17 protein-coding genes are annotated in these 14,869 nt (G+C 73.3%); 9 read left to right on the top strand and 8 right to left on the bottom strand.

Annotation, left to right across the window (positions count from 1 at the left end; translation table 11 throughout):
- Genes AB0472_RS30040 through AB0472_RS30050 form a run of 3 tightly spaced genes read right to left on the bottom strand, consistent with a single transcriptional unit; the run spans position 1 to position 3,759 of the window.
- Positions 1-1,422 (bottom strand): exopolysaccharide biosynthesis polyprenyl glycosylphosphotransferase, encoded by a 1,422-nt coding sequence (locus AB0472_RS30040; protein ID WP_366360907.1) that lies wholly within the window; start codon positions 1,420-1,422, stop codon positions 1-3.
- Positions 1,419-2,597: a glycosyltransferase gene (locus AB0472_RS30045; protein ID WP_366360909.1), complete on the bottom strand. Its 1,179-nt coding sequence runs from the start codon at positions 2,595-2,597 to the stop codon at positions 1,419-1,421. Before AB0472_RS30045 ends, AB0472_RS30040 begins: the two co-directional genes overlap by 4 nt.
- Positions 2,598-2,655: 58 nt before the next feature.
- The gene (locus tag AB0472_RS30050) at positions 2,656-3,759 is read right to left on the bottom strand and encodes a DUF3344 domain-containing protein (protein WP_366360911.1); all 1,104 of its coding nucleotides are present in this window, start codon (positions 3,757-3,759) and stop codon (positions 2,656-2,658) included.
- A 268-nt stretch (positions 3,760-4,027) separates the two neighbouring features.
- Here AB0472_RS30050 and AB0472_RS30055 point away from each other — a divergent pair, with 268 nt between their 5' ends.
- From AB0472_RS30055 to AB0472_RS30085, 7 genes are all read left to right on the top strand, one after another.
- The gene (locus AB0472_RS30055) at positions 4,028-4,267 is read left to right on the top strand and encodes a chaplin (protein ID WP_366360913.1); all 240 of its coding nucleotides are present in this window, start codon (positions 4,028-4,030) and stop codon (positions 4,265-4,267) included.
- 234 nt (positions 4,268-4,501) lie between these two features.
- Positions 4,502-4,792 (top strand): hypothetical protein, encoded by a 291-nt coding sequence (locus AB0472_RS30060; RefSeq protein WP_366360995.1) that lies wholly within the window; start codon positions 4,502-4,504, stop codon positions 4,790-4,792.
- A gap of 140 nt (positions 4,793-4,932) precedes the next feature.
- Positions 4,933-5,433 (top strand): DUF5949 family protein, encoded by a 501-nt coding sequence (locus AB0472_RS30065; protein WP_366360915.1) that lies wholly within the window; start codon positions 4,933-4,935, stop codon positions 5,431-5,433.
- On the top strand, positions 5,433-6,017 hold the full coding sequence (locus AB0472_RS30070; protein WP_366360917.1) for a vitamin K epoxide reductase family protein: 585 nt from the start codon (positions 5,433-5,435) through the stop codon (positions 6,015-6,017). Before AB0472_RS30065 ends, AB0472_RS30070 begins: the two co-directional genes overlap by 1 nt.
- 236 nt (positions 6,018-6,253) lie before the next feature.
- The gene (locus tag AB0472_RS30075; protein WP_366360919.1) at positions 6,254-6,775 is read left to right on the top strand and encodes a hypothetical protein; all 522 of its coding nucleotides are present in this window, start codon (positions 6,254-6,256) and stop codon (positions 6,773-6,775) included.
- A 123-nt stretch (positions 6,776-6,898) separates the two neighbouring features.
- A complete protein-coding gene (locus tag AB0472_RS30080; RefSeq protein WP_366360921.1) occupies positions 6,899-7,378 on the top strand; it encodes a tyrosinase cofactor in 480 nt (159 codons plus the stop codon).
- Positions 7,362-8,228, top strand: a complete 867-nt coding sequence (locus AB0472_RS30085) for a tyrosinase family protein (RefSeq protein WP_366360923.1) — start codon at positions 7,362-7,364, stop codon at positions 8,226-8,228. Before AB0472_RS30080 ends, AB0472_RS30085 begins: the two co-directional genes overlap by 17 nt.
- A 66-nt stretch (positions 8,229-8,294) precedes the next feature.
- Here the strand turns inward: AB0472_RS30085 and AB0472_RS30090 are convergent, their stop codons facing one another.
- The 4 genes from AB0472_RS30090 to AB0472_RS30105 form a co-directional block, all read right to left on the bottom strand.
- Complete coding sequence (locus tag AB0472_RS30090; protein WP_366360925.1) at positions 8,295-8,579, bottom strand: chaplin; 285 nt, start codon at positions 8,577-8,579, stop codon at positions 8,295-8,297.
- A gap of 104 nt (positions 8,580-8,683) precedes the next feature.
- A complete protein-coding gene (locus AB0472_RS30095) occupies positions 8,684-9,673 on the bottom strand; it encodes a D-2-hydroxyacid dehydrogenase family protein (RefSeq protein ID WP_366360927.1) in 990 nt (329 codons plus the stop codon).
- 252 nt (positions 9,674-9,925) lie between these two features.
- A complete protein-coding gene (locus AB0472_RS30100) occupies positions 9,926-10,855 on the bottom strand; it encodes an NAD-dependent epimerase/dehydratase family protein (protein WP_366360929.1) in 930 nt (309 codons plus the stop codon).
- 26 nt (positions 10,856-10,881) lie between these two features.
- Positions 10,882-11,838, bottom strand: a complete 957-nt coding sequence (locus AB0472_RS30105; RefSeq protein WP_366360931.1) for a ScbA/BarX family gamma-butyrolactone biosynthesis protein — start codon at positions 11,836-11,838, stop codon at positions 10,882-10,884.
- Positions 11,839-12,303: 465 nt separating this feature from the next.
- On the opposite strand from AB0472_RS30105, the gene AB0472_RS30110 reads away from it, so the two are divergent.
- Positions 12,304-13,125 (top strand): response regulator transcription factor, encoded by an 822-nt coding sequence (locus AB0472_RS30110; protein ID WP_366360933.1) that lies wholly within the window; start codon positions 12,304-12,306, stop codon positions 13,123-13,125.
- Positions 13,126-13,282: 157 nt separating this feature from the next.
- Positions 13,283-13,891: a ScbR family autoregulator-binding transcription factor gene (locus AB0472_RS30115; RefSeq protein ID WP_366360935.1), complete on the top strand. Its 609-nt coding sequence runs from the start codon at positions 13,283-13,285 to the stop codon at positions 13,889-13,891.
- A gap of 23 nt (positions 13,892-13,914) precedes the next feature.
- On the opposite strand, the gene AB0472_RS30120 is transcribed toward AB0472_RS30115, so the two are convergent.
- A complete protein-coding gene (locus AB0472_RS30120) occupies positions 13,915-14,499 on the bottom strand; it encodes a TetR/AcrR family transcriptional regulator (RefSeq protein WP_366360936.1) in 585 nt (194 codons plus the stop codon).
- Between the last annotated feature and the right edge of the window lie 370 nt (positions 14,500-14,869).

Here is a 14,869-nt window from a genome sequence, read left to right on the forward strand (position 1 = left end):
TCAGCTCCCCGTCGAGCGCACGAGCGCGGCCGCGGTGCGCAGCAGGATGCAGACGTCCTGCCACAGCGACCAGTTGTCGATGTAGGCGTTGTCGAAGCGGGCCCGGTCCTCGATGGAGGTGTCGCCGCGCAGTCCGTTGATCTGGGCGAGTCCGGTGATGCCGGTCTGCATCCGGTGGCGGGCCGCGTAGCCCGGGTAGGTCTGGCTGAACTGGCCGACGAAGTAAGGCCGTTCGGGGCGCGGGCCGACCAGGCTCATGTCGCCCCAGAGCACGTTCCAGAGCTGGAGCAGCTCGTCCAGGGACGTCTGGCGCAGGAAGCGGCAGAAGCGGCTCATCTGGATCTCGCCGGCCACGCTCCAGCGGGTGGCGGCCTCGTGCGCGTCGACCGGGCGGTGGGTGCGCAGCTTCAGCAGGGTGAAGGGGCGGCCGTCCTTGCCGATCCGCTCCTGCCGGAAGACGACCCCGGGTCCGTCGGTGAGCCGCAGCACCGTCGCGCAGACCAGCAGCAGCGGCCCGGCCAGCACCAGCGCCGCCCCGGAGACGGCGATGTCCAGGACCCGCTTGCCGACGCTGCCGCGCCGCCGCGAGCCCATCTCCAGGCGGCGGCAGGAGAACCCGGCGAGCTGGTCGCGCGTCTCGTACGCCGGGGAGTCCGCGTCGACCTCCCACACCACGCAGCCGGACTCGGCCAGCGCCCGCAGCAGCGGGCCCTGTTCGGTGCGGACGGCGGGGTGGACGGTGAGCACGGCCCGCACCCCGTTCTGGATGAGGGCCCGTTCGACCTCCTCGCCGGTGGTCAGCACCGGCAGGCCCTCGGCGCCCTCGGGGTGTTCGGCGACGACGCCCACCGGGCGCACTCCGCAGGACGGGTGGCGCAGCACGGCGGCGGCGACCCGCTGGGCGGTGGCGGCCGGGCCGACGACGAGGGCGGCGCGCGGCCGGCGCAGCAGGGCGAGGCGGCGGCGCCAGTGCACCAGGCCGCGGCCCGCGCCGGCGGCCGCCGCGTGCAGGGCGAAGCCGAACAGCAGGACGCGGACGGACAGCGCGCGGTCCGGGGCCCAGGCGGCGACGGCCGCTGCCAGCCCCAGCCAGACGACGGCGATCCGGCCGCAGACGGCCGGGAGTTCGTCGAGGATCCCGGTCATCCGCCGGACGGTCTGCGGGCGCAGCAGTATCGCCCCGGCCACCAGCACTGCGACCAGGACGGGCCGGCGGGCGGCCTCGTCGAGCGCGGCCGCGCCGAGCAGCGCCGCACCCAGGTCGGCGGCGAGCAGCGGCATCGGGGAGGCGGGCCGCGCGGGCGGCCGCCGCAGCGGGAACCGGAAGCCGCCGGCGATGCGCGGCGGCAGCACGGAGACGGGCGAGAGTCCGTGGTCCCGGGGCTTTGCGCCGGGGGAGGGGACGGTGCTTTCCGCGGTCACGAGTGGATGGACTCCCTGCGCTCGAAGGACACCAGCGGCCGCCCGCCGAGGAGTTCGCGGTACAGCTCCGCGACCGCCTCCGCCGTGCGCCGCACATCGTGCGTGGACAGGACGTGGCGGCGCCCCCGGCCGCCCAGCGAGGCGCGCAGCTCCGGGGCGAGGAGCAGCGCGGCGACGGCACCGGCCAGCGCGCCGGGCCGGCCGGGCGGGACCAGGCAGCGCGCCGCGTGGCCGGGCGGCAGGCTCTCCCGGGCGCCGTCGACATCGGTGACCAGCACCGGCCGCCCGCAGGCCAGCGCCTCCAGCGGGGCGAGCGCCATGCCCTCCCAGCGCGAGGGCAACACCACCAGGTCGGCGGCCCGGTACCAGGGGCGGACGTCCGCGACCGGGCCCACGAACTCGACGGAGCCCGGCGCGAGCCGGCGCAGCGCGTCCCGGTCGGGTCCGTCGCCGACCAGGGCGAGCCGCGCGTCCGGCACCCGGCGCAGCACCTCGGGCCAGGCCCGCAGCAGCACGTCCTGGCCCTTCTGCCGGCACAGCCGCCCGACACAGACGACCAGGGGAGCCCCCGCGGTCCGCTCACCCGCGCCGGCCGGGCCGACCGGGCCGGCCGGGTGTTCCGGGCCTGCCGGGGTGAAGTGCCCGGTGTCGATGCCGTTCGGGACGACCGTGTACCGGGCGCGGATCCCGGCGCGCATGCCGGTCGTGCGCTCGGCCTCGCTGACGCACACCACCCGGTGTGCCCAGCGCGCGCCCCACCGCTCCCACCGCAGCGCCAGCGCGGCGGTGGCGCCGCCGACCGCCTCGAAGGACCAGGCGTGCGGCTGGAACAGGGTAGGGACGCGCCCGCGCACGGCGAGCCGGCCGGCGAGGCCCGCCTTCGCGCTGTGCGCGTGCACCAGTGCGGGCCGTACGTCGTCGAGCAGCCGGCCCAGGCGGCATACCTCGTCCGGGAGACCGGCGCCCGGGGAACGGTCGGCGTGCCATCCGCGCACCTCGGCGCCCAGTTCCCGCGCACGCTCGGCCAGTTCGCCACCGGGGCAGGCCACCATGACCCGCAGTCCGGCCGTGAGCTGGGCCTTCGCCAGATCCAGGACGACCCGGGCCACTCCGCCCTCGACGGGCTGTGCCAGGTGGAGGACCCGTGGCCGAGGGTCGGTGGCTGATCGGTGCATACGCGGATTCCTCGCTCACGGGGGGCGCGCTCGGGACTGCGGGCGTGGACGGGGCGTACTACCGCGCGTCCACGGCGGCGAAGAGCGCGCCCGCCCACGCCGCGTCGCGCTGGGAAACGAGCCGGAAGGTCAGCCGGTCACCACCGTGGGCGAGACCGGTGCCCAGATCGAACACATCCGAGTCGTGGCCGAGCGTGTTGGCGTACGCGGGCTCACGCCGGGCGCGTACCGGGCCGGGTTCGTTGATCGTGGAGTTGACTACGTCGTCGGCCGGGTCGGCGGGGCCCTGGAGCGGGACGGGCGCGTGGCCGGCGGTGGTGTGGATGAGCGAGTCGCCGGTGGTGCCCCGGTCGCCGTTGTACGCCACCTGCCCCACCCGGCCCTCGGCGCCACGCGGGACGGGTAGCCCGTTCAGCCGTACCTCGGCCGGCGTGCCGAGGGAGTCGAAGCCGTCCCGGAGGGAGAGCGTACGCAGTGGCTGCGCCGGGTCCTCGTACGCCACGACCAGTGTCCAGCCGCCCCAGGCACCCGCCCCGGACCGTCCCGCGGCCGCGTTCACCTGGCCGACCGTCCGCGGTCCTGGGCCGCCGGCGCGGACCGGTCCGGTCACGTCCTCCGAGGCCTGGAAGGCGTCGGCGCCACGGCCCACGCGGTGGCCCACGATCGTGTCGGCGAGCAACTCCTGGTAGGAGCAGCCGGGTTCGGCGATCAGCACCCGGCCGTCGTCCGCGGCCGGCTTCTGCTCGCCGGCCGGCAGGTTGCCGCCCCGGTACAGCCGCGCGTACCTCACCCGGGAGCCCGCCGGCAGCCGGAGCTCGGCGCGGGAGGAGTTGTACGTGCCGGGGTCGTCGACGACGACGTCGACGACGACGATGTAGAACCTGTCGAAGTCCCCGTTCACCGCGGGGACTTCGCCCTCCCGGGCGGCCTGGCAGGGCGGCTCGGACGGCTCGCCGGGCGTCGTGCGACAGCTGACGGACGTGTTGGTCACGCGGGCGAAACCGCCGCGCGGCAGCCCGTGGTGGCGCTCGGCGAAGGGGATGCGCGGAGCCTCGGGGGCGGGCGGCGCCGTCGCCCGGGTGATGCCCGGCGCCCGGGCCGAGGCGAGGACGAGCGCGCTCGCCGACGCACGGCACGGCAGCGGGCCCAGGAGATTGCGCATGACCGGCTTCGTTCTTTCAGGGAGGGGGGAGGGTGCGGGGAGGGCGGCGGGAAGAGTCCGATGTGATGCCAATACGGGTAAGTCGGGAGGATCGCAACTCTAGTCGCTATCCGTATTAATCCGTCAAAACCGGGCATGTGTGTCGGAGTCGTGAAGGCGGCTCCCCGGAGATCACCCCGATGGCCGCACAACCCGGGGCGGTGCCACGCGTTGACACAGCGCTGGGCATCCGCCCGTATGTTTGTTTCGACCCCAAGGAGACCTCTCCATGTCGCGTATCGCGAAGGGCCTGGTCCTGTCCACCGCCGCCGTCGCGGCCGTCGCCGGCGGTGCCGCTGCGGCTGCCGCCGACAGCGGCGCGAGCGCCGCCGCCGCCCACTCGCCGGGCGTGCTGTCGGGCAACGTCATCGAGGTTCCGATCCACGTGCCGGTCAACCTCTGCGGCGACACCGTCGACGTCATCGGCCTGCTGAACCCCGGCTTCGGCAGCACCTGCGTCAACGACTGACGCAGCGGCTGTTCTCCACGGCCGGCCGTCCGCCCACGCACCCCGCGGGCGGACGGCCGGTCCGTGTTTTTCCCCGGCTGTTCGCCGGTCCGTGCCCGGTCGGCCCGGTGCCTCCGGGATCTCATATGTATTCCGGAAACGGGGTTTCCGGCCCGCCGGGACGTCGTTGGACATGACGTCCGAATTCCCCCCGTGCGGCTTGCCTTGCCGAAAGTCGCCGAAGAAAGGAACATGATGAAGTCGCTGAAGGCCGTCGCCGTCGCCGCCGGTTCCGTGGCCCTGGTCGGCGTCGCCGCACCCGCGTTCGCCCACAACACCGCCGACCTCACGCCCACCAGTCTCAACGGCGCCGTGAACACGATCACCAAGGACGGCCTGGACCTGAACCAGGCGATGCCGCTGCGGCACCAGTCGAACGCCCTCGACACCGAGAACAAGCGCTCCCCGCTCAACACGGTCAAGACCGCGGCCGGCGCCCTCAACCAGCACAACCCGCTGCTGGGCGGCCTGCCGCTGCAGGGCTGAGGCCGCCGGGACGGGCCGGGCCGGGAGTGTTCGAGGGACACCGAGGGGTGTCCCTCGTTCGTGTGGCCCGGCCGGTGGGCGTCCGCCGACCGGGTGAGCGGGCACCCGGCCGCCGCGAGGCCCGTCGGTAGGGTCGCGCGGTGACCTCAACCCCAAGCGAAACCCGCCCGTTCCGCCTCGCCGACCTCGGCACGCTCGTCGTGCTGGCCTGGAGCGGCGAGGCCCCCGACGGCGGCGACATGCCCTATCTGCTGGCCTACTCCCTCGGTGACGCCGAGGGCGGTCCCGGGGCCACCGCGGCCGCGATCGAGGCGCTGCTGGCGAACAACGGGCTGCCGGTCGGCGGCGACCTCGTCGACGGCACCGCCCGGCCCGGGCTGCCCGCCACCCTGCTCGTCGAGGCCGGCCAGGCCGTCCTCAGCCTGGCCCCGCTCAACGCCCAGTGCCCCGCGCCCGCGGAGTGGCTCGCCGCGGTCGGCGAACGCGGCTACGCCTACCTGGTGTTCACCACCCGCCCGTGGCCCGAGGGCGAACCCGGCAAGCCCGTCGACCCCGAGGTGCTGCGGGACTTCGCCGGGGCCGAGGAGACCCTGACCGCCGCCGCGCACGTCGTCCTGCCGGCCCGCAGCCTGCGCGGCTGATGGCCCGGACCGCGGGGGCCGGGCGGGGGTTCGCGCTGCTGACGGTGATCGCGGGGGCGGCCGGACTGCTGGCCTCCTGGGTCATCACCCTCGACAAGTTCAAGCTGCTGGAGAACCCGCGCTTCGTGCCCGGCTGCAGCCTCAACCCGGTGGTGTCCTGCGGCAGCGTGATGAAGAGCGCCCAGGCCTCGGCGTTCGGGTTCCCCAACCCGATGCTGGGCCTGGTGGCCTACGCCGTGGTGATCTGCGCGGGCACCGGGCTGCTGACCGGCGCCCGCTTCCCCGCCTGGTACTGGCTGGCCTTCGACGCCGGCTGCGCCTTCGGTATCGGCTTCGTGTCCTGGCTGCAGTTCCAGTCGCTGTACCGGATCGGCGCGCTGTGCCTGTGGTGCTGCCTGGCCTGGGTCGCCACCATCGTCCTGTTCTGGTACGTCACCTCCTTCGCCGTGGGCCACCGGTTCCTGCCGGCGCCGCGCCCGCTGCGGGAGTTCCTCGGCGAGTTCACCTGGGTGCTGCCGGTGCTGCACACCGGCGTCGTCGGCATGCTGATCCTGACCCGATGGTGGGACTTCTGGACGAGCTGAACAACGGAACTCCTGAACTCGTGAATTCCTGAACTCCTGCATTTCCGAACTTCCGAACTTCCGAACTTCCGAAATCCATGATCTCGGGGGAGCGGAATTCCGGAGGGGCGGGTGGGTGCGGATGGCGTACAGCCGACTAATGCTGCACCCGGGCGAATTGTGAACTGATGCCGATTCCGGCTCGTTACCCGGTACGGACGTCGCTCCTCTCGTATCCCGAAAGGCCCGTACCTGACATGAAGCCGACCACCCGAGGAACCCTTGCCGTCGTCGTCGCGGGCGTCGCCGTCGCCATGGGCGCCGCCGCCGCGCCCGCCGCCGCGACCGGCGGGGTCCCCGTCCCCGTGCCCCTGGACGGGGCCGAGAAGTCCCTCGGCATCGAGATGCCCAAGCTCGGCATGGAACTGCCGCTGCTGATCCCCGGTGTCCCCGAGGGGCCCCGCTATGTCGAGGGCCGGCTCATCCCGGAGGGCGCGCTGCCGCAGGTCCCGATGAACGGCCGGCTGCCGGGCGTCAGCCTGAGCGTGCCGCTCCCGCGCGTCCTCGGCGCCGGCTTCGACCACGTCGGCGTCGACCTCCCCGCCTCCGACCTGCGCACCCTCACCCCCGGTGTGGCACTGGACGCGCCCCTCAGCGCGCCCGACCCGCAGCACTACGGCGTGCCGCACCTGAAGATGCCCGAGGTCGGGGTGCTCGGCCCGGTGCTGCAGACGGTCGTCGGCGGCAACCTGGGCGCCGGCTCCGGCACCGGCCGGTAACCCTCCTCGGGCACGGCCCTTTCGGCCCGGCCGCGCGCCGGACGGCAGCGTGGCGGTGACCGGGCGCCCCTTCGGACGGTTACCGGTACCGACAGTGGTCGGTGAACCGCACGAGGAGTGAGCATGGTCGTCGGAATCGGTGGTGCGGCGGTGGGCGCGGAGCCGGGAGCCGGGCAGCCGGGCAGAGCAGGGGCGGGCAGACCGACGCGGCGCGAGCTGACCCGGGGGCTGTTCGCCTCCGTGGTCGCCCTGGTGTTCGCCCCGGTCGTCGCCGCCTCCCGCCCCTCGCCCGCGGCCGACGGGCCCGCGGGCACCTCCTTCGACGAGACCTACCGGGGCCGCCGCATCAGGGGCGCCCTGCTGCCGGCGGCGGGGCGGGCCGTCGACGAAGGGGAGTGGCAGGTCACCGTGGACGGCCGGCCGCTGCACCTGATGCGGCGGGCCGACGGCAGCTGGCTCAGCATGGTCGACCACTACAGCTCGTACCCGACCCCGCTGGCGGCGACCCGCGGGGCCGTCGACGAGATGGGACCCGGGCAGCGGCTGCGCGATCCGGCGCCGGAACGCATGCACATGGGGGGAGACCATGGCGTACGTGCGTAAGGACGTCAGCAGGCTGACGGCCGCCGAGCGGGGGCGGCTCGTCAAGGCGTTCCTGGAGGTCAAACGGCGCGGCGAGTACGACGAGTTCGTGCGGACGCACATCGAGTACTACACCCCCGACGGGGAGGACGGACTGCGCGCCGCCCACATGGCGCCCTCCTTCCTGCCCTGGCACCGTCGCTTCCTGCTCGACCTGGAGCAGGCCCTGCGCCGGGTCGACGGGTCGGTGACGGTGCCGTACTGGGACTGGACGAGGGACCGTTCGGCGTCCGGTGTGCCGTGGACGAAGGATCTGCTCGGCGGCAACGGCCGGGCCCGCGACCAGCAGGTGATGACCGGCCCGTTCGCCTATGCGGCAGGGCACTGGACCATCACCGAAGGGGTCACCGACGGCGAGTTCCTCGCCCGGGACCTGGGCCGGGCCCGCGATCCGATCGACCTGCCCACCGGGGCCGAACTCGACCGGGCGCTGGCCGACCCCGCCTACGACGTCCCGCCGTGGGACTCGACGGTCACCCGGGGGTTCCGCAACCTGCTGGAGGGCTGGGGGACCGGCAGCGGCAAGGCGTCCTGGCACAACCACAACCGGGTGCACCGCTGGGTCGGCGGGGCCATGCTCGGCGGCGCCTCCGTCAACGACCCCGTCTTCTGGTTCCACCACGCCTTCCTCGACCTCCAGTGGGAGCGCTGGAGGTCCCGGCACCGCGGGCAGCGCTACCTGCCGGCGAAGCCGCCGGGCCCCGGCGACCCGCAGCGCGACCGGGTCGTCGCCCGCGGCGGGAAGCTGCCGCCGTGGGACGTCACCCCCGAGTCGCTGGAGGACGTGAGCCGGACCTACCGGTACGCCTGAGCCGCCGGCCCGGACACGGGAAGAGCCCCGGCGCCCTGGCGCCGGGGCTCCTTCGCGGGCGGTGGCTCAGGAGCCGTAGCCGCCGTTCTTGCCGTCACCGGCCTTGAGGTGGCCTTCGTTGCCGCAGGTGCTGCCGAACGCCGGGTTCAGCAGACCGATCACGTCGATGGTGTCGCCGCACACGTTCACCGGGATGTTGACCGGGACCTGGATGGTGTTGCCGGACACCACACCGGGCGAGCTGACGGCCTCGCCGTTGGCACCCGCGTCGGCCAGGGCCAGACCGGCCCCGCCCATCACCACAGCGCCGGTGCCGAGGGCTACGACGGTGGCCTTCGCGATGCGAGACATCACGTTCTCCTTCTTGTTGCTCGGGGAGTGCGGCGGCAGGACCAGCCGCCGCACTCCCCGTTCAACGCCGCGACCTGCGGCTGGTCACGCCGATCACCGGACGATCACTCCAAGGGCCGGAGCCGGGACGCCCCCTGGGGCAGCCGCCGTACCGGGGCCCCCGCCAGGAAGCCCCGGATGTTCTCCACGGCCTGGCCGTAGTACGTCGTGTAGTTGGCGTAGGAGACGTAACCGAGGTGCGGGGTGGCCAGCAGCCGGGGCGCGGTGCGCATCGGGTGGCCGGCGGGCAGCGGCTCGATGTCGAAGACGTCGACACCGGCGCCCGCGATCCGGCCCTCGTGCAGCGCGGCGAGCAGCGCGTCCTGGTCCACGATCGCCGCGCGGGAGGTGTTGACGAGGTAGGCGGTGGGCTTCAGGAGGGCGAGTTCGGCGGCGCCGAGCAGCCCCCGGGTGCGGTCGCCGAGCGCCAGGTGGACGGAGACGAAGTCGCTGGTGGCGAGCAGCTCCTCCTTGCTCGGCGCGAGCGCGGCGCCGACCTCTTCGGCCCGCTCCTCGGTGAGGTTCTGGCTCCAGGCGCTGACGTGCATGCCGAAGGCGAGCCCGACCTGCGCGACCTTGCCGCCGATCTTCCCCAGGCCGAGCAGCCCGAGCCGGCGTCCGTGCAGATCCGCGCCGACGGTGGACTGCCAGGGCCCTCCGTCACGCAACGCCGTGCTCTCCTGGACCAGCCCCCGGGCCAGCCCCAGCAGCAGCGCCCAGGTCAGTTCGACCGGCGGTGCCGAGGAACTCTCGGTCCCGCACACCGTGATCCCGTGCGTCTCGGCGGCCGCGTAGTCGATGACGCTGTTGCGCATCCCGGAGGCGATCAGGAGCCGCAGCCGGGGCAGCCGCCCGAGCAGCGAACCGGGAAAGGCGACGCGCTCGCGCAGGGTGACGACGATGTCGAAGTCGGCCAGGACCGCGGCGAGTTCGTCCTCGTCGGCGACATGCTCCCGCAGCGACACCACCTCGACCCGGTCGGCGAGCGAGGCCCAGTCCCCGAACTCCCCGCCCACCCCTTGGAAGTCGTCGATCACAGCACAACGAAGACGCATTGCCTCACCGTACCGGCCACCTGAACGCGCCCCTTCAGGGGCGCTGGGGGTACCCCGGTCGGCGGCCGGGGGGAACGGCGCGACCGGCCCCCACCCACCCGCAGCCGTCCGGCAACCCGTCCTGGCACCCCCTTCGGCGCACAGCGGTTCCCCGCACGGAAAAGGCCGCCCGAAGACCAGGGCGGCGCAAAGGGGTCCGGTGGGTGGGGCCACCGGACCCGGTACCGGGCGCAGCGGGTGCCGGGCGGAACGTCAGGTCGTCGCGAGGACGGAGCGGTACCACGGTTCGGCACGGCCGAACCACGTGTCGAAGCCACCCCCCGGGCGCTGACCGAGATCCGCCCAGAGCGCGTCGGCCGCGAAGAAGTGGTCCGTCGTGAGGATGTCGAGCGTGCCCGGCGCGACGCCCTTCGCCGCGAGGATCGCCCTGGCCCCCTCGACGGTGAGGTTGTCACGCGGCCAGTCGATCCCCGCACAGCCGGCCACCGCCCGCAGCGCACTGCCCACGGTGACCGGCGCCGGATCCGCGGCGTGGTACACCCGCGAGGTCAGCACCCCGTCCGGCGCCAGCGCGGTGGCGACCAGCAGCCGGGCCAGGTCCGGCGCGCCGATGACGGACGCCCGTGCCGGCCAGCCGGCCACCACTCCCGGCAGGGCCCGCAGCAGCCGTGCCAGGGTCGGACCGACCCACAAGTCCCCCACTCCGAAGACCAGATGGGGCCGGAGCACCACGCCGCCGGCCGCGAGGACCGCGTCCTCGGCCGCCGCGCGGGTGCGCGAGGTGACGGAGCCCGGATTGCGGGCGAGCTCCTCGGGCCGGTGACCGCGGAAGGTGCCGCGGCCGTACACCGAGGCCGTGCTGAGCTGGACGATCCGGCGCACCCCGGCCCGCCGTGCCTCGGCGACCAGCGCAGCCGTGCCACGCGCGTTGACCGCCTCGTTGGCCGCGGCGCTGCCGCCGATCTGCGCCGCGCAGTGCAGGAGCACGTCGACCCCGTCGCACACCCCGCGCAGCGAGCGCGGGTCGGTGAGATCGGCGTGCACGGTCCGGGCCCCGGAACAGGACCGCGGCAGGGACCGGCGGTGGCTCATGAGCCTGAGGTCGGCCCGGCGGCGCTGTGCCTCACGGGTCACGTGGGTCCCGACGAACCCGGACGCGCCGGTGACGAGAAGGATGGGCAAGGGGATCCTCCCGGGGGCGGTCGGGGTCAGCGGACACGGGGCCGCAGGACGAGTTCGGCGGTGAAGACCGTCTCCTCCCGCTGGCTGCCGCGCACCCGTACCAGCAGGTCGCCGCGGTCGCCGTACGGTTCGGGGTCGGCCGTGATCCAGCAGGGCGCGTCGAGTTCGGCGTACCGGGTGAACTCGCTGCGCGCGCCGAGCAGCAGGGCGCAGGGTGCCCCGGTGCGGGCGTGCGCGGCCTGCCGGGCGGCCTCCAGGAGGAACATGCCGGGTATGTGGTCGACCGGGTGGTCGAAGTAGGTCGGGTGCGCGGTGTCGACCCGCAGTTCCCATCTGCCCCGGGTGCCGGGCGCGGGTTCGCACAGGGCGACGTGCCGGGCGGTGGCGTGGCCCACGGCGGCCGGGTCGAGGGCCGCCGGCGGGATGCGGTCGGTGCTGGTGGGGCGTTCCCCGCGCATGCGCCGGTACACGTCCGGGCTCATGCAGCGGAACGCGGCCGAGGCGGTGGCGCGGGCCCCGTTCTCCCGGACCACGGTGACGTCGTAGCGCATCTCCCGCAGCCGGCCCGCGCGGCGGACGACGTCCCGGCAGACCGCGTGCATCTCGACGTCGGTGGGGACCGCGTCCGCGACGAGCAGGTCGGGCTCGGCGGTCACGGACATGTCAGACATGAGGAACTGGTAGCCGAACGGCACGTCGAACTCGGCGTGCGCGAGCAGGGACCCGATCTGGCGGATCGACTCGATCAGCAGCATCGGGTCCTGGTAGCCGCCGTCGGGGGCGAACAGCGCGTGGCTGCGCGGCCACTGGGCCCGGACGACGAAGCCGTCGAAGCCGCCGGCGGCCGGGGACTCGTCGCGCTCCCAGCCGGTGAGCAGGACTTCGGAGACCGCCGCGCGGTGGACGTACTCACGCGGCACAGTGGTGGTCAGTCCGGGAAGCAGGTGCTTCGGGGCGATGGCCCGGTCGGTGAGGTGCGGCATGTGCAGCGCTCCTGTGTCGGTGTGACGGGAAGGAGGGGGCAACAAGCCGTACGCCGGCTGTCACCCCCCGTGGCCGACGTTCTGCCCCACAAGATACAGACAGGTCGGTCCGGTTCTGCAAGAGGCGAGGCGATTTCTTGGGCGAGTCGGAAGCACTTGGGGGCTTGCCATCGATGTCAGCCGTCCGTTATGCCGGTATTGCAACTGTGAAACGTACAAGGTTGTATGGTTTGCCGGAGGGGTGCCGGTCTTGGTCAACTCTTTCCGTGGGGCGACTTAACGGAGTACGACCTCCCACTTGTCCGGTATTCCGATGAAATCGCAGCTCAAGATAGGGGTGTTAGGGGCTGGACTGAGCGCCGCGCCCCTCTGCCTGGGCAGTTGACAATCAGACAAGTCTGTTTGGTACGGTCTGGTCGTGAACCCGCAGTCCGAGATGACGTGGATGTGCCTCAGGGGGAGCAGATGAACCGCCAGTACGCGGACCTCGTGGCGCCGTCGCCGCGGCGCCACCGCTCGCACGGCCCGCTCGTCCCGGCCGGTCACCCGGCCGGCCACTCGGCAGCGCACCCGGCCCAACCGGCCCCCGCGTACGGCGCGCCCGGCGCGGGAGCGCTGCACGTCCTGGTCGTCGAGAACGACCCACGGGCCGCCGACCCCCTCCTGCAGGGGCTGGCCCGGCACGGCTACGCCACCCACGGCGCGACCACCGGCGCCCAGGCGCTGCGCGGCCACCGTGAGGCCGACCTGGTCCTGCTCGACCTCGACCTGCCCGACCTCGACGGGCTCGAGGTGTGCCGCGGCATCCGGGCGGTCAGCGACCTGCCCATCATCGCGGTGACCGCGCGCGGCTCGGAACTCGACTGCGTGCTCTGCCTGCAGGCGGGTTCGGACGACTACCTCGTCAAGCCGTACGGCTTCCGGGAGCTGCTGGCCCGGATGGAGGCGGTGCTGCGCCGGGTGCGGGTCCGGCCGGCGGACGAGCCGGCGGCCGGCCGGGTCGTCAGCCACGGGCCGCTGCGCATCGACCCGGGCGCCCGCACGGCCGTCCTCGACGGCCGGCCCCTCGACCTGACCCGCAAGGAGTTCGACCTCCTCCACCTGCTGGCCGCACAGCCCGGCACGGTGATCCCGCGCCGTCAGATCATGGCCCAGGTGTGGGACGACGCGTGGTCGCCGCGCGGCCGTACGGTCGACACCCACGTGGGCACCCTGCGCGGCAAACTGGGCTCCAGTGCCTGGATCGTCACCGTCCGGGGGGTCGGTTTCCGGATCGGCAGTCCCTAGCCCTCTCCTGCGTTCTCCCAGGTCACGCCCGGTCCCGGCGCGCGGCCGGTGAACCGCTTTCTGACAACTCCCGCCGCGGTACTGACCGTGGGCCGCCCGCACGGCTTACGATACAGACCAGTCTGTTGAATTCGGTGGGAGAGCGTAAGGATCTGGCATGGCTCAGCAGGAACGCGGCAAGCGGTCACGGCGGTCGATCCTGGAGGCGGCGGCCCAGGTCTTCGACGAGCGCGGCTACGACGCCGCCAGCACCAACGAGATCCTGGCCCGCACCGGACTCACCCGGGGGTCCCTCTACCACCACTTCCCCTCCAAGGAAGCCATCGCGCTGGCCCTGGTGCAGGCCCACGCCGAGGCCCTGGAAGTGCCCGAACGGCCGATCAGGCTGCAGTCGGTGATCGACCTGACCCTGGAGTTCGCCCGGCGCCTGCAGCACGACGCGGTGCTGCGCGCGAGCGTGCGGCTGACGACGGAGCAGACGTCGTTCGACTGCCCGCCGCAGACCACCTACGAACAGTCCATGGACACCATCCTGACGCTGCTCCAGGAGGCCGAGAAGCGGGACGAGATCCTGCCGGGGGTGGACGTGCGCGAGGTGACCTCGCTGATCGTCGGCTCCTTCACCGGTCTGCAGATCATGTCCCAGGCCTACACCGGCCGGGCCGACCTGCCCGACCGCACCAGCGTCCTGTGGAAGTTCCTGCTGCCCGGCCTCGCCACGCCGGGCCTGGTCGGGCGGCTGCGCACGACGCCGCCCGAGGACTGACCGGCCCGCTCCCGGATCCTGTCTCAGATCCTGCGCTCGCCGCCCCGGCCCGGCGGCCGGTCCCGGTCGAACAGCGGGCGCAGCAGCCGCCACAGGCGCTGGGTGATCTCGCCGTCCCACCAGCCCGGGTCGGTGTGCCCGAGGGTCTCGATGCCGGCGGCCATCACCACCGCCAGGTCGGCGAGGTCCCCGGCCTGGTCCGCGGACTCCTTCTGGGTCTCCGTCACCCGCTCGTGGACCGCGGCGAGCAGGTCGTCGCGGAGCCGGGGCGGCCCGGCCGAGCCGTCCGCGGCCAGCTGCATGCCCGCCCGGACGACCTTCTCGGTGCGCATGGCCTCGCCGAGCGCGAACAGGAAGCGCTTGGGCGCGTCCGCCGCCGGCCCCGCGAAGGCCTCCTCGGTCAGCGCCTCCACCCGGGCTCTCGCCTCCTCGTACACCGCCGCGGTCAGCGCGGTGGTGGAGGCGAAGTGGTGGTAGAGCGCCCCCCGGCTGACCCCGGCCCGGCGGCAGATGTTGACCAGTCCCGCGTCGGAGAGCCGACCGTCCGCGATGAGCTCGGCGGTGGCATGGACGAGAGCCTGACGCGTGTGCTCGGATCGCGCCTGCATCAGCTCGTACCCGCCTTCCCTGCCAGCAGTGTGCCCGGTACATGCACTGCCTGCGGGCACCGGTGCCAATGGTGGTAAGAATCATACAACCATGCCTGTTTCAAGGTAGGACCCCGGTGGTGGTCCACCTCCTCATGATCTCCACAGGATCCCAACTTCCCAGGCAACAGGGGTTGCTGTCCTAAAATGTGTGCGGTGAGCGCGATCGCGGAAGAGTCCTCAATCAGACAGGTCTGTTTGTAAAAGGGCTCAAATCTGGCCAGTTGACACAGGTTTGACACTCCGCTGACAGAGCTGCGGAGGATTGTGGGAAGCCTGAACCGCCGTGCGTTGAAGCGGGCCCCCGCCCCCGTGAGACTGGACGCAGTTC

Origin of the sequence: Streptomyces sp. NPDC086777, assembly GCF_040702065.1 — a bacterium.
Classification (GTDB): Bacteria; Actinomycetota; Actinomycetes; order Streptomycetales; family Streptomycetaceae; genus Streptomyces.

Coding starts and splice junctions, on each gene's coding strand:
- AB0472_RS30045 (WP_366360909.1), bottom strand. CDS start 2,597: ATGCACCGATCAGCCACCGACCCTCGGCCACGGGTCCTCCACCTGGCA.
- AB0472_RS30050 (WP_366360911.1), bottom strand. CDS start 3,759: ATGCGCAATCTCCTGGGCCCGCTGCCGTGCCGTGCGTCGGCGAGCGCG.
- AB0472_RS30055 (WP_366360913.1), top strand. CDS start 4,028: ATGTCGCGTATCGCGAAGGGCCTGGTCCTGTCCACCGCCGCCGTCGCG.
- AB0472_RS30060 (WP_366360995.1), top strand. CDS start 4,502: ATGAAGTCGCTGAAGGCCGTCGCCGTCGCCGCCGGTTCCGTGGCCCTG.
- AB0472_RS30070 (WP_366360917.1), top strand. CDS start 5,433: ATGGCCCGGACCGCGGGGGCCGGGCGGGGGTTCGCGCTGCTGACGGTG.
- AB0472_RS30075 (WP_366360919.1), top strand. CDS start 6,254: ATGAAGCCGACCACCCGAGGAACCCTTGCCGTCGTCGTCGCGGGCGTC.
- AB0472_RS30080 (WP_366360921.1), top strand. CDS start 6,899: ATGGTCGTCGGAATCGGTGGTGCGGCGGTGGGCGCGGAGCCGGGAGCC.
- AB0472_RS30085 (WP_366360923.1), top strand. CDS start 7,362: ATGGCGTACGTGCGTAAGGACGTCAGCAGGCTGACGGCCGCCGAGCGG.
- AB0472_RS30090 (WP_366360925.1), bottom strand. CDS start 8,579: ATGTCTCGCATCGCGAAGGCCACCGTCGTAGCCCTCGGCACCGGCGCT.
- AB0472_RS30095 (WP_366360927.1), bottom strand. CDS start 9,673: ATGCGTCTTCGTTGTGCTGTGATCGACGACTTCCAAGGGGTGGGCGGG.
- AB0472_RS30105 (WP_366360931.1), bottom strand. CDS start 11,838: ATGCCGCACCTCACCGACCGGGCCATCGCCCCGAAGCACCTGCTTCCC.
- AB0472_RS30110 (WP_366360933.1), top strand. CDS start 12,304: ATGAACCGCCAGTACGCGGACCTCGTGGCGCCGTCGCCGCGGCGCCAC.
- AB0472_RS30115 (WP_366360935.1), top strand. CDS start 13,283: ATGGCTCAGCAGGAACGCGGCAAGCGGTCACGGCGGTCGATCCTGGAG.
- AB0472_RS30120 (WP_366360936.1), bottom strand. CDS start 14,499: ATGCAGGCGCGATCCGAGCACACGCGTCAGGCTCTCGTCCATGCCACC.